Origin of the sequence: Curtobacterium sp. MCBA15_013, assembly GCF_001865095.1 — a bacterium.
GTDB lineage: Bacteria > Actinomycetota > Actinomycetes > Actinomycetales > Microbacteriaceae > Curtobacterium.
Genome location: NZ_MJGQ01000078.1, coordinates 115,138 through 129,162 on the forward strand (window position 1 = coordinate 115,138; position 14,025 = coordinate 129,162).

At 72.1% G+C, this 14,025-nt stretch carries 6 protein-coding genes and 1 pseudogene; all 7 read right to left on the reverse strand.

Features of this window, described 5'->3' with window-relative positions:
- Positions 1-42 precede the first annotated feature (42 nt).
- Entirely contained in the window at positions 43-1,827 is a 1,785-nt protein-coding gene (locus BIV01_RS20395; RefSeq protein ID WP_071303747.1) for an FHA domain-containing protein, read from the reverse strand.
- A gap of 3 nt (positions 1,828-1,830) precedes the next feature.
- A pseudogene (locus BIV01_RS20455) lies at positions 1,831-1,899 on the reverse strand (zinc-ribbon domain-containing protein); the annotation flags it as partial.
- Positions 1,896-4,394 (reverse strand): transglutaminaseTgpA domain-containing protein, encoded by a 2,499-nt coding sequence (locus tag BIV01_RS18060; RefSeq protein WP_071303748.1) that lies wholly within the window; start codon positions 4,392-4,394, stop codon positions 1,896-1,898. The pseudogene BIV01_RS20455 and the gene BIV01_RS18060, both read right to left, overlap by 4 nt.
- A complete protein-coding gene (locus BIV01_RS18065; RefSeq protein ID WP_083414137.1) occupies positions 4,391-5,806 on the reverse strand; it encodes a DUF58 domain-containing protein in 1,416 nt (471 codons plus the stop codon). Before BIV01_RS18065 ends, BIV01_RS18060 begins: the two co-directional genes overlap by 4 nt.
- Positions 5,803-6,774 (reverse strand): AAA family ATPase, encoded by a 972-nt coding sequence (locus BIV01_RS18070; protein WP_070416281.1) that lies wholly within the window; start codon positions 6,772-6,774, stop codon positions 5,803-5,805. Before BIV01_RS18070 ends, BIV01_RS18065 begins: the two co-directional genes overlap by 4 nt.
- 29 nt (positions 6,775-6,803) lie before the next feature.
- A complete protein-coding gene (locus BIV01_RS18075; RefSeq protein ID WP_071303749.1) occupies positions 6,804-12,611 on the reverse strand; it encodes an Ig-like domain-containing protein in 5,808 nt (1,935 codons plus the stop codon).
- Positions 12,608-14,020 (reverse strand): serine/threonine-protein kinase, encoded by a 1,413-nt coding sequence (locus BIV01_RS18080; RefSeq protein ID WP_071296246.1) that lies wholly within the window; start codon positions 14,018-14,020, stop codon positions 12,608-12,610. Before BIV01_RS18080 ends, BIV01_RS18075 begins: the two co-directional genes overlap by 4 nt.
- Between the last annotated feature and the right edge of the window lie 5 nt (positions 14,021-14,025).

The following is a 14,025-nucleotide window of genomic DNA, read 5'->3' on the forward strand; positions in this document are numbered from 1 at the left end:
AGAGCGCTGACGATCACACCGCTGGGGAGGACTCCCCCACCGTCACTGCACGAGGAAGAACTGCTCCCCGATGTCCACCCGCGCGCCGCGCTCGACCCGGTAGCGGCGGCCCGGCTCGCAGCGACGGATCGACCCGTCGATGTGCCGGACGACGGTGCCGTTGCCCGAGAACCGGTCGGACACCCACAGGTCGTCGCCGTCGCGCCCCAGCTCGAGGTGGGTCTTCGACACGGACTTGCCCGGGTCGTGGACGGTCAGCAGGTCGTCGAACCGTTCCCCGGGCTGGGGGCGCGGGAGTCGTCCGACGAGGCCGGTGCCGTGCACGCCGAAGCGCTCCCCGGTGCTGAAGTGCAGCACGAAGGGCGCACGGGTCGGGGTCGCGGAGACGATGCGGGTCTCGTCGACGTCGTCCTCGAGGTCGCCGTCGGCGCTCGTCGGAGCGTCGATCACCGACGGTGCCGGGCGCGCGGCGTCGTCCACCCCGGGCAGCGGCGGCAGCGGCGCTGCCATCGGTACTCCGATCGCGCCGCTGTCCTGTGCTGATGGTGCGGAGGACGGGACGGTCGCGGAACCGGGAACGGGCGGGACGAAGGGTGTGCCGACGGCTGGTGACTCGGGCTCCGGGGCCGCGTGCAGACCGCGCGGTCGGGGCGGGGTGTCGCCGGCGGGTGCACCGTCGCCGCCACCGTTCACCCACGAGGGGAGGACACCGGCGGAGCCCTCGGCGCCGTCGTCGGCGACCGCAGGCTCCGGCAGCGCATCGCCGTCACGCACGACGTCCGGCGCTGCGTCGTCCGACACCTCGGCGACGTCGTCGTCGGTGACCTCGTCGTCCGTCGCGTCCGCCGCGTCGTCCGGAGCGTCAACCGCGTCGTCGGGAGTCTCGGCGGCGTCGTCCGCCGCCCAGTCGGGTCGGTCCATCGGGAGCGGCACGATGGGTCCGGTGAACGCCGCGGTCACGGCTGGCCGCACGGCGCCGCACTCGGCACAGAAGATGTCGTCGGGCTCGAGACGGTGCCCGCACACGTGGCACGTCGTCGCCTGCGAGCCCGGAGTGACCAGCGGTGCCGGGCGCGGCGGGCGTCGGTCGACCAAGGGCTCGACGACCGCGGTGTCACCGGGCTGCGGCGGGGAGACGACCGCGTCCGGAGCACCGGCGGTGTCGGGAGTCGCGTCCGCGGCGTCCGCAGCGGAGTCGTTCGCAGCCGTGGATCGTCCGACCCACCACGAGGGCCCGGACGGCGCCGGTGCAGCGGCCTGCTCTGCTGGCGGCGCCCAGCGCTGGGCGGCTGGGCGCTCGGCGATGCGGGTGACCTCGGGGTCCTCCCCCTCTGGCGAAACGGAGGCCGAGACGGCGTTCGAGTCCGCCGCGTCGGCGTCGGACGGGTACGCGTCCGGGTCGAGCGGCGGCTCGGGCGGCTGCGGGGTGAACGGCACCTCCGGCGCACGCGGAGCGATCGGCTCGCGGGGCTGCGAGGGCTCCGACGGCTCCGACGGACGAGCGGGCTCCGACGGGCCGACCCCACCCGGCTGCTGCCCGGACCAGTCGGTCAGCCCGGAACCGCTCCCGTGCACGTGGCTCGGTGCCGTCCGGGGCGTGAAGTCGTCGGGACGCTCGACCGGCACGGCCGCGGGCTGCTGCTCGCCGCCACGGTCCGCACCCGTGAGCCAGGCACGGGTCGCGGGGTCGAGGGTCGATTCGGGCAGCCAGGCCTCGGCCGCCGGGTCCTGACGGCGTCCGTGCAGGTCCGGCTGCTGGAGCGGGGGCGGCGGTGCCTGCTCGACGGGGGGCGTCGCGACCGGGCGCCGACTCGCCGCAGCGGTCACGGCGCGTCCGCACTCACCGCAGAAGATGGCTCCGTCCGGGAGCGTCGATCCGCAGTGTTCGCATCTGATCACGTGTTCCGCCTGTCCTCACTCGGCCGTCCACGACGCTCGCCGGCCTGCACGCCATCGTAGTCGCGCCCTCCAGCGGCTCCCTGGCCACCTGTGGAGCGTCGGCCCCGGACCGTCACCGCGGAGGCGACCGATGCCCGCGCAGACCGGGTGGCGTCGACGACACGGAGCGAGCGCAGGGACACCGCCGCGCGGATCCGTTCCTTGCGGGTCCGACCGGCCCGCAGGCTCGTGATCGCGTCGTCCGTCGCCGACCACATCCGGTCGGCAGCGGTGCCGTCGGCCTCGCTCGGCCCGAAGACGGACCGGTCGGCCAACGCCGCGAGTCCGGTGCCGCCCTCCCCCGGAGCTCCCACGACGGCCTCGCGGCGGGTCGCTGCCCGCGCGACGTCGTGACCCCGGTCGACCAGGGCGTCGCGGTACTCGTCCCACGCTCCGACGATCCGGGCACGTGGCGTCGGGGCTCGGCGCCGGCGACGACGACGGATCCGCTTGAGCAGCACGATGACGCCGAACGGCAGCAGCACGAGCGCGGCGAGCCCCAGCACCCCGAGGGCCCACGGCAGCACGGCGAGCAGGATCTGCAACCAGAGCGGCTGCACCGGAGGCGTGTTGCGGTCGCTCTGCGGCGGCGCCTGCTGCGTCTGGTCCTGCTGCTCGGCCGGGGGCGGCGGCACGACCGTCTCCGGGCGCGTGACCGGCTGCGGCGTCTGCTGCTGCTCGTCCGGGATGTCACGGACAGCGGGGTTCGGGTCGATCATGACCCACCCCCACTGCGCCGTGTCGACCTCGACCCGCGCGGTGACGTCGGAGCCGCGGAACGTCGTCGTCCCGCCCGAGGTCGCGCTCCGGCCCGCTCCGCCGCCCGCGTCGCCGCCGGCGGTGAACCCCATGACCACGCGCGCCGGGAAGCCGAGCTGGTCCGCCATCAGCGCCGCCGCGGCGGCGTACTGCTCCTGGTCGCCGATCATCAGCGGCGACGTCAGGAGCTCCTGGATGCGATCGGCACCGTGCCCGGAACGACTCGCTCGGTCGTCGCCGACGCCGTGGCTGACGTACCCGTTGCGCTTGAGCGCCTGCACCATCGCCACGAGCTTGGCGCCGTCGGTGTCGGCATCGCCGGCGTAGGCGTCCACGGTGTCCCGCACCGTGTCGGGGACCGACCGCGGCGTCGGCACCGAGGCGCTCCCCGGGCGTGCGGACGCGAGCTGCTCGTCCGTCGGTTGGTCCGGCACGACGGCGGTCAGGTCGTACCGGGTGCCGTCACCGACGCCACCGACGACCGCTCCGGTCGCGGTGGAGCCGTTGTAGAAGAACGCGCCGCGCTCCTTCTCGGCCCCGGACCCGGTGAACTCGACCCGTTCGAGGTCGCCCACCGTCGGCAGCCACACCCCGCTGTACCCGTCGACCCGGACGCCGACACGCACGGTCGTTCCCTCGACGCCCCGGACGTCGACCGAGGTCGGGACGCGCTCGAAGGTCCCGGACGACGTCGATCCGTCCGGCCCGCCGACGCGGTAGACGACCCCGTCGTAGGTGTCGAGCGTCGCGATCCGGACGAACCCGTTCTCCGGCAGCCCCGTGACCGTGAGCTGCGGCGTGTTCGACGCGGTGTCCTCCTCGTAGGCGCGGAAGCCGCTGAGCGGACTGACGTAGTCCCGCGGGTCGAACGGCTTCACCACGTCGGTCCGGGCGACGGTCCGGCCGACGGACGGCGGTGCGACGAGCCCCAGTCCGGTCGCGACGACCGCCGCGGCGACGATGGTCCCCGTCCCGACGAGCGCCGGCCGGATCACCGAACGCGCCACCGGCACGCGGGACCCGATGGTCGTCGCGACGGCCACGGCACGCCGTGCGTGCCGCACCGTCAGCGCCCACACCAGCGCGATCCCGGTGAGCGCGACGGCCGTCACGATCGACGTGTCGAGCCGACCGGGTCCGACGACCACACCGGCTGCGAAGACCACCAGCGCCGGGATGCTGGCGAGTTCCTGCCTGGAGGCGCGGGTCGCCACGCTCACGCCGGTCACCGTGGCGACGAGCAACGTCGTGAAGTACGGCACGAGCAACGACTCGTAGGAGCCGACCGGCAGGCTGATGGTCACCAGCTGCTTCCAGCCGAGGGCGACGCCGGCGAACAGGTCGACGAGTCCCTGGCCGGTCGGCAGGATCCCGTTCGCCTCGCCCGGCACCGCTGCCGGCACGCCGGTGAGCGCGAACGCTGCGACCGTGGCGACGGCGACGACCGCGGTGGGCAGCCGGAACACCGTGCCCAGGAGCGCGACGAGCGTGCCGAACACCACCGCGGTGACGGCGGCGACGATCATCGCGTCGTCGCGGTAGACGGGCCACCAGGCGACGCTCGCGACGGCGAGGACGAGCCACACCGCGAGCGTGCCACCCACGAGCCGGAAGGGCGAGAGGCGGCGAGCGACACGGCGGGCATCGCGCCGGACCGTCTTCCGTGCCCGGGTGTCCGGGCCCGCTGCGACGCTCATGCGGCCGACGCCGATCGGTGCAGCGCGTGGCGGAGGTCGTCGAGGTAGCCGATCGTCATCACCGTCAGGCCCGCCACACGCAGGAACCGGGGCTGGGCCTCGGGCTCGCAGATCACGGCGACGACCTCGACTCCGACCGGGAACCGCGTCGCGGCCAGTCGCAGCGCCGGCAGCTCGACCGTCGAGCCGACCACCAAGAAGGCCACGGAGATGCCCGCGGTGTCGGTGCCGACGATGCGCGCGACCTCGGCGATCGGCAGGCAGGCGTCGGCGAGTCCGACGGACGCGAAGTCGTCGAGCAGGCGGGTGGGCGTCACGGTGGGCAACGGGTGCACGGCGTACACGGGGCGCTTGGCGAACTCCGGCGTCCGCTCCGACACCACCACGGTGACCTCGCGGCCGTCGCGGATCGCGCGTGCGCCGAGCGACGCTGCCGCGCTCACCGCGAGCTCGAACTCCTCGTCGTCGGCGAACTCCGCACGCGAGAGGCCGAGGGCGACCACGAGGTGCGACCGCCGGGTGTCCTCGAACTGCCGCACCATCAGCGCACCGGACTTCGCCGTGGACTTCCAGTGGATCGTGCGGGGATCGTCACCGGGCATGTACTCCCGGATGGCGTGGAAGGCGATGTCGGACGGCGACAGGTCGGTCGTCGCCTGCCCCTCGAGGTCCCGCACCAGGCCGGTGCTCGTCGACGGGATCGCGATCGTCCGCGGGTGCACGATGACCTGCTCCCGGGCCGTCCAGACGATCTCGCGCCGGACCAGGCCGACCGGGTCCGCTCGCACACCGGTCACCGGACCGACGTCGAGCACGCCGCGCCGGACCGTCGGCACCGGGACCTCGCGCTCGAACGTGCCGCGCGGGCCGATCGACGGGATCGCCACGTCCACCAGCCCGGACCCGACCGGCACCTCGACCGTCGTCGGGACCGAGGGGAACCGCACCGGGTTCTCCGCCGTGACCACCACGCCGGCGGCATCGCCCACCGCCACCCGGTGCTGCGGCAGGCGCATCCGGATCACGAGCCGCGAACGGCCGATGAGCGCGACCGCAGCGACGACGACGAGGAGCGCCCCCGCGAAGCCCACGACGACGACCTCGCGCAGGCCGAACCGGTAGCCGAGCACGAACGCGACCAGCGTGAGCGCGGCGACCGTCCACCCGAGGCCGGTGACCACGGACGAGACCTCTGCCCACCCACGCTTGACGAGCCTCCAGGCCGTCGACCAGGCCCTGGCGAGACCGACGACCGCGTCCGCTGCCACGCCCTCCCGGTCGCCCACCAGGCGCGTCCGGACGTTCGTGAGGCCGGCGACCGTCCCGGTGCGCTCGTAGGCCGTCGAGCCTCGACGCGACCGCGTCGAGGACGGACGGCGCGAGCGCGTCGAGACGGGCCGGCGGTCGGTCACGACCCGGCCCGGTCCGCCGGCGGCGGGGTCTCGACCAGCAGCTGTGCGATGACGCTCGTGGCGCTGACGCCGTCGAACTCGGCCTCGGCGTCGAGGACCAGGCGGTGCGCGAGGATCGGCACCGCGAGTGCCTTCACGTCGTCCGGCGTCACGTAGTGGCGCCCGGCCAACGCCGCGAAGACGCGGGATGCGCGCATCAGACCCATCGCACCGCGGACGCTGACGCCGAGCCGGACCTCGCTCGCCGAGCGGGTGGCGTCGACCAGTCGGGCCACGTAGTCGGCGATGACCGGGTCGACGTGGACCGAGCGCGCCAGCGTCGCCATCTCGGTGATCGTCGCCGCGGGCACGACACTCGCGAGCGGCACCGAACTCGACGGCGCCGACGACGTCTCGAGGATCTTCACCGTCGCGGCGTGGTCCGGGTACCCGATCGACGCCTTCATGAGGAAGCGGTCGAGCTGGGCCTCCGGCAGGCGGTACGTGCCGGCCTGCTCGACGGGGTTCTGGGTCGCGATCACCATGAACGGCGCCGCGAGTCGGTGGTTCACGCCGTCGACCGTGACGGCGGACTCCTCCATCGCCTCGAGCAGGGCCGACTGGGTCTTCGGGCTCGCACGGTTGATCTCGTCAGCCAGCACGATGTTCGAGAAGATCGGGCCCCGGTGGAAGTCGAACTCCTGGGTCTTCTGGTCGTAGACGCTGATGCCCGTGATGTCGCCCGGCAGCAGGTCCGGCGTGAACTGGATGCGGTTCGTCGACCCCTGCACGCTCTGGGCCATCGCCCGCGCCAGGCTCGTCTTGCCCGTGCCGGGGACGTCCTCGAGCAGGAGGTGCCCCTCGCTGAGCATCGCCGTGACCGCGAGGCGGATCACGAACGTCTTCCCGAGGAGCACCTGCTCGACGTTGGTCACGATGCGGCCTGCGACGTCGGCGAACCAGGTGGCCTGCTCCGGGGTCATGCTCATGCGGTGTCGTTCCTCGTTCTCGGGGATGGTCAGTTGCCTGCAGCGCGGGTTATCTCGAAGGTATCGGGGCGCGGATCGGTCGTGCCGTGGACGGTCGCCGTGACCCGGATCGCGTCGAACCCAGCAGGAACGCTGTCGGCGAGTGAGTACTTGCCGGCGTCGTCGGGCTTGTTCTCGTTGCAGCTGTACCCACCGAGCAACTGACCGGTGCAGTACTCCACCTTGAACGACGGCGTGTAGTCCTCGCTGGCGTTGCCGTTGTTGTCCGGAGGGTTGACGACGGGCGTCTGGCCCTCGACCGCACTGACGACTGTCGCATGGGTCGTGTACGCGGTGCCCTTGGACGCTACGCTCGACGCGCAGTAGTCGCCGTCCGTCGCACACGCGGTGAAGACGACACTCGTCTCGATGCCGTTCCCGGCGCCCGCGCCGAGCGACGCTGAACCGTTGAAGCGCACCGGGGTGCCGCCGTTCACCGAGTAGTACAGGTAGCGCGTCGACTGGGTAGCCGTCGCGGTGATCACGTAGTTCTGCGGATTCCGACCATCTGCGTCGACGCTCACACTGCCCGTTGGGGCGTCAGGCGTCTGGAAGCCCTCGACGCTCGCAGGCTGCGATGCCGAACAGAACAGTCCGTTGTCGGCGTACGCCACGTAGCGGTACGGACTCGTGATGGTGTCGTTGGCGCTGTTGCCGTTCCAGACGCGCTCAGCGCCATCCGTGGAGCAACCCGAGGGGATCGGGGTGTTCGCGGCGAACTTCGCGATCTTCCAACCCTGCGAACCGCCGGCCCAGTCGGACTCGCTGGCGTTCAACGACACGGCAGTACTGGACCCGCTGCGATCGCCCGTGGCACGCAGACTCGGCGTTCCTGGACTGCCGACGGCCGAGCCGGTGGCCGAAGCGGAGTTCCACTGCACGACGGTGCCGTTACGGTCAGCGCCGTTCCGCGCCGAGATCTTCACGGTGTACGGCTGCCCGCTCTGCGCCCCCGTGAAGGACGTGTTCGTGGCCGTGCCCGTGCTGCGGGTCGTCGACAGGTCCGGCCCCTCGATCGAGACGACGTAGTTGTCCACGGCGCTGCCGTTGTTCGGCGCCGCGACCGCGTTCCAGGTCACGTCGAGCTGGTTCGGCGTGCTCTTGCTCGGGGTGACGCTGATGCCGGTGGGCGGCGCGGGGACGAAGTCGGCGCTGATCGGCGCGGAGTTCGCGGAGGCGGCCGAGTCACCGACGGAGTTCGTGGCCACGACGGAGAACTGGTACGAGCCCTTCGGGTCGAGCCCCTTGATCGTGCAGACCGTCGCCGTACCGCAGTCCTTCGACACCCCGTTCGTACCCTGCAGTCGGTAGCCGGTGATGGGTGAGTTGTTCGCCTGCGGCGTCGACCACGTCAGTGTCGCCTGCCCGCCTTCGTACGAGCCGGTGCGGGTGGGGGCCCCCGGAGCGTCCGGAACGTCCTGCACCGAGATCGTCACGTCGCCCCACACGTACCGGTCCGGATCGTCGGTGGCGTCGGCGACCTGGTACTGCAGGTGCGTGTCGACGGGCTTCGCACTGTCGGAGACACTGACCTGCAGCCGCGACTTGTCGGCGCTCGGCGTGACGGTCACGCCGCCGGGAAGCCCACCGCCGAGGCCGCGGATGTTCACGACGCGCAACCGCTGGCCAGGGAACGGGTTCGTGGGCTGGTCGTTGGCGAGGACGTCGATCGTGGTCGTCTGGCCACGCTTCGTGACCGACTTGTCCGCCCCCGGCTGCACGAGCGGCCGCGTCGAGGCGACGACGTCGACGCTCACGACCCCGGACCGGCCGGCGTTGGCGTCGTCGGCGACCCCGATGCCGATCGAGGCGGTCGTGTTCTTCTTCGCGGTGTCGGCGACCTTGATCGTCAGGTTCTGCCCGCTGATCGTGGCGGTGGTGCCGTCGCTCGGCTTGCTGACGACGGAGTACTTGAGCTCGGGGAGGTCCTGCGGGTACGGGTAGTCGGTCAGCTTGCTGAGGTCGATCGTGCGCGACTCCCCCGGCTGCATGTCGACGGCGGAGCCGGTGAACGCCGGCGGCTGGTTGGACCGGGGCGTGACCTTGACCGGCAGCACGAGCGTCGCGACGCGTCCCTTGCCGCCGTTGGCGTTCGAGCCGTCGGTGACCTCGAACGAGATGGAGGCGTTGCCGTAGTAGAGCTTCGACGAGGTGAACTGCAGCGTCGAGGAGTCGACGACGAGGCTCTGCCCGTTCGCGTGCGTCGCCTTCACCGTGCCGCGGTCGGTGATCTTCGCGGTCTGCCCGTTCGCGGTGACCACGTACTTCGACAGCGGGATCCGGACCGTCGCCTCACTCTTCACCGTGATGGCACCGGCGGTCCGGTTGACCTGCGGCAGGGCGTCGTCGAAGCCGGGCACGTGGATGAACCCGTAGGAGACGATGTCCGGGTGGTCGACGCGGGCGACCGAGAACGGGATCACCTGCGAGTCGTCGGACAGCCGGACGACGATGCGCCCGTCGTCGGTGGTGCGGGCGTTGTCGCCGTAGCCGTCGACGACACCGACCTTCAGGTCGGCCGTGGTCCCCTCGGCGAAGAAGACGTTCTCGAGGACGTCGACCGTGACGCTCTGCCGGTGCAGGATGTCCTGCAGGTCGAGCGTGGTGTCGTCGACCTCGGGCCGCAGCGGCTGGGCGTCGGGGTCGACCGTGACGGTGAGGAAGGCCGTGCTCGCCCCGCCGTTCTCGTTCGTCACCGTGTACAGCACCGCGTAGTCGCCGTTCTTCGCGGTCTTCGGCGGTGTGACCCGGATCTGCTGCTTCTGCAGGATCTTGGCGGAGACCGACTCGGCGGTGGGCTCGGCCTTCGTGACGGTGAGCTGCCCGCCCTCGGGGTCGGAGTCGTTCTGCAGGACCCGCACGGTCACCGAGCCGCCGGGCCGGATGGTCACGTGGTCGGCTTCGGCGACGGGGTTCGACGCCTGTTCCGCGCGGGGCGCGATGCCGACACGCACGGTGCCGGTCGCACGGGCGCCGAGCGCGTCGACGACCGTGTACGTGAACTCGTCGGTGCCGGCGGAGTAGTCGCCGGCCTCGTACGTCAGCGAGTCGGACGACACGTCGGCGACGGAGCCCTTGTCGGGGTTCGAGGCGACACCCACGAGCTGCACCGAGTCACCGTCGGGGTCGATCCCGTTCAACGGGATGGACACCCGGACGGACTGCCCGGCGACGACCCGCGCGGTCACCGTCTGCGGGACGGGCGGGTTGTTCGTCGCGGCGTCCTGCTCGCGCACCGAGATCGAGACGGTCGCGTCGGCGTACTGGCCGTCGGGCCCGGCGACCCGGTACACGGCGGTGTAGTTGCCCGGGGTCTTCGGGGCGAGGTACCGCAGGTGGTCGCCCGAGACGAACAGCAGGCCACCGTCGCCGGGGACGTTCTGCACGAGGTCGGGCTGCAGCGTGAGCGGCTCCCCCTCGGGCTGGGTGTCGTTGTCGAGCACGTCGATGTTCGCAACGTCACCGACCCGCACGGTCGCGGTGTCCGGCTGCGCCACGGGCGGCTGGATCCGGTCCGGCTTGGGGATCTCGACGACCGTGATCGTGCCGGTCGCCGAGGCGAGTCCGTTCGTCTCGGTGTAGCCGAAGGAGACCGGACCGTCGAGCGGCGCGGTGAGCGTGACCCGGACGGTGTGCTGGTCGAGGATGCTCGCCTCGACCCCGGAACCACGGCCCGGACCGTCGAGCGCGGTCACGAGCAGCACGCCGCCGGCCGGGTCGATGTCGGTGGCGGTGACGTCGGTGTCCTTCGTCGACAGGGTGTTGACGAACACGGTCTTCGGCGTCGTGATCGGCGCGGTCGAGGCGTCCGGCGGGGCGAGGATCGTGACCCGCACGATGCCGCTCGTCGTCTTCGTGCCGTCGGTCACGGTGTACTCGAGCTGGTGGTCCCCCGCGCCGGCGCCCTGCACGCGGAACGTGCCGGAGTCGTAGCTCGGGGTGACGGTGAGGCCGGTCGACGACGACACGCTCGTGAGCGTGACGGTGCCGTTCCCGCCGCGGACGTGGTCGAGCGGGTCCACCGTGAACGCCTTGCCCGCGTACCCCTGCACGGGGAACGGGTCGGCGTAGAGCGGCACGCTGCCCTGCTTCGCCACGTGGACCGTGACCGAGCCCCGACCGTCCGCACGCCCGTCGCTCACGACGAGCTGCACGGCGCGGTCACCGGTCCGCGCGCTCGCGTTCCGGTAGTCGAGGAGCCCGTCGGGTGTCGTCGACACACGGTCCCCGTCGGCCGCGGTCGCCGACTTGAGGTACACCGGGTCGCCGTCGGGGTCGACCCAGTCGCCGAGCACGTTCGAGACGACGTGCCCGTTCTGCACGACGTCGGCCGAGGTGTCGCGGACCTGTCGGGGCGGATCGTTCTCGGAGTCGGGGCGGACGGTCACCCGGACGGTGGCGGTGTCGGACCCGCCGTTGCCGTCCGTGATCGTGTACGGGAAGGAGACGGTCCCGGTGGCGCGGCCGGACAGCGTGATCTGCAGGCGCTGGCCGTCGCCGACGATCGCGACGTCGCCGACGGCGTCGTCGATCTTCCCGACCTCGCTCACGACGATCGGGTCGCCGTTCGGGTCGTAGTCGTTCAGCAGGACCGGGAGGCTCGTGGTGCGTCCCGGACGAGCGCCCAGGTCGTCGTCGACCGCCACCGGCGGCTTCTGGTCCTTCTCGACCTCGGGGTCGTCGTCGGACACCTGCTCCTGCTGCTGGTCCTCGTCCTTCTTGATGAGGTCGGCCCAGTTGTCGATGAGCTGTCCGCTCCGGTCGATCGCCCAGGAGCGCCCGCTCTGCGGGTCGTTCGCGACGACCGTCTCGCCGTTGTGCAGGATCTGCAGGTCGCCGGTGCCCGCGGTGCTCGCGAGTCGCTGCAGGCCGGACCCCTTGCAGGTGTCGATCGCCTGCCCGCCGGCCCACGCCGCGTACGTGCAGGAGCCGACGACCATCGGTCGTGCCGCACGACCGGAGACCTGCATCGCAGTGTTGCTGACGTCGCCGGATGCCGAGACACGGACGAGCCCGGCGGTGCCGGCGACGACGACCTCGGACGAGCTGTCCGTCGAGTGTTGCAGGGCGGGTGCACTGCCGACGCGGTCACCGAGGTCGACCGTGCGACCGTCCACCGACATCCGGCCCGAGCTGCGGTCGAGCACGGCCAGGTGGTCCCCGAAGGACGCGACCTGGAGGTCGTCGGCGCGGTCCATCTTCACCGTCCACCGCTTCGCGACCGTCGGCGTGGTGCCGACGTCGACGAGTGCGGCGGTGCCGGTCTTCGGCGAGTAGACGGCGACGTGGTCGTCCGAGGCGTCGAAGACGGCGTCGGCGCCGAGCGTCAGGTCGGCCTTCGTCGACGCGTCGAACTCGCCGAGGTCCTTCGCCGGGGTCGCCCAGAGCTCGCCGGTGTCCCCGTTGCCGATGACCGCCGTGGAACCCGCGAAGAAGACCTGCGGGGTCCCGGCCGGCAGCGTGACCGGGTCGGCCACCGTGGCGTCGGCCACGTCGACCTTCGCGACGGTGCCCTTCGTCTCGTCGACGCTGTACACCGTGGAGCCGCGCTGCAGGACGGACAGGTCGTCGCTCGCGGTCTCGACGGCGGTGTTGAGCTGCAGGACCCCGGTGTTCGCCCGGCCGACCGCACCGTACTCGGCGGACGGCACCCACACGGTGCCGTCACCGAGGTCGACCCGCTGCGTGTGGTACCCGGTCGACGCGATGGCCGCGGTGGCGACGACCGCGCCGACGACGACCGAGGCGCCGACCGTCACCGCTGCGGATCGGTGCTTGGCGAGGAACGCCCGGATCACCCGGCGCTCCCGATCGTGGCGCACTTCTGGGCGCTCGCGACCCCGGTCTTGCCGTCACGGTTGACCGCGACGGCGATGCACTCCTCGTCGCCCTTCTGACCCGAGACGACGAAGCTGGTGCCGGTCTGCTGGCTCGCCGCACCGTTCGACGAGATGACGTAGGTGTCCCCCGTGCGCAGGCCCGGGTCGGCCCAGGTGAAGGTCACGGACGACGGGGACGGCTCGGCGCGCACGTCGGCGACCACCGGGATCGCGCCGGAGCCCAGGCGACCGATGACGAGCACGGTGGCGACGGCGAGTGCGGCCACCACCACGACCGCGATCGAGGTCGCCCAGACCAACGTCGACCGCGTGCGGCGGCGGGCGCGCGTGACGGAGCCGGTGCGGTGGACCGTGCCGACGCTCTGCGCCGCGGCCCCCGCCGATCCGCCCTGGAGCGCCTTGCGCGTGCGACGACGTGCACCCACGCGGGTCGGCGGCTGGAGCTCGCGGATCATCGTCCGGTCACCGTGCGGGGTCGGCGTCGCGACGGCCCACGCCTCGACCGCGACGTCCGCCGAGGTCTGCGGGATGCCGAGCTCGGCCTCGACCTGCTGGAACCCACGGACGAGCTCCATGACGGTGGACGGCCGACCGGCGACCTTGCGCGACATCGCGGATGCGAGCAGCCGCTCGAGCGACGGCGGGACGTCGGTCCGCCCGGTGGGCTTCACACCGCCCTTGTCGATGCGCCCCATGAGGTCGGCCGCGCCGTTCTTGCCGCCGCGGACCTCGAAGGGGCTCCGGCCCGCGAGCAGGGAGAAGACCGTCGCCGCCAGCGAGTAGACCTCGGACTGGATCGTGCCGCGGGACTCGTCGATGAGCACCTCGGGCGCGGACCACGGGATCGACATGCCGATCGGCTCGTCGGGGTCGGCCTCGCCGATGGTCGCCGCGATGCCGAAGTCGGACAGCACCGGGTTGCCGTACGCCGTGAGCAGGATGTTCGACGGCTTGATGTCGCGGTGCAGCACGCCTTCACGGTGCGCGGTCTCGAGCGCGGATCCGATGCGGATGCCGATCGCGAGGACCTCGGACACGGGGATCGGCTCGCGGCGGTACCGCTCGCTGAGGGATGACGAGCAGAGCTCCATCACCAGGTACGGCCGGCCGTCGGAGGCCACGCTCGCCTGGAACACCGTGAGGATCGACGGGTGCGTGCTGAGTCGCGCCATCAGGTTCGCCTCGGCCTGGAACATCTGCCGGACGCGGTCGTCCACGACCTCGTCGAGCAGGACCTTCACGGCGACCTGCCGGCGCGGCATGTCCTGCTCGTAGAGGAAGACGTCCGCGAAGCCGCCGGAACCGAGGACGTGCACGGGGCTGAAGCCCGCGATGACGGGCGGGGTGGACGGCAGGCGTCGCGCCATCGTCC

What these genes read in the sequence shown, in the direction of transcription:
- BIV01_RS18060 (WP_071303748.1), bottom strand. Translation starts at nt 4,394, where the DNA reads ATGAGCGTCGCAGCGGGCCCGGACACCCGGGCACGGAAGACGGTCCGG.
- BIV01_RS18070 (WP_070416281.1), bottom strand. Translation starts at nt 6,774, where the DNA reads ATGAGCATGACCCCGGAGCAGGCCACCTGGTTCGCCGACGTCGCAGGC.
- BIV01_RS18080 (WP_071296246.1), bottom strand. Translation starts at nt 14,020, where the DNA reads ATGGCGCGACGCCTGCCGTCCACCCCGCCCGTCATCGCGGGCTTCAGC.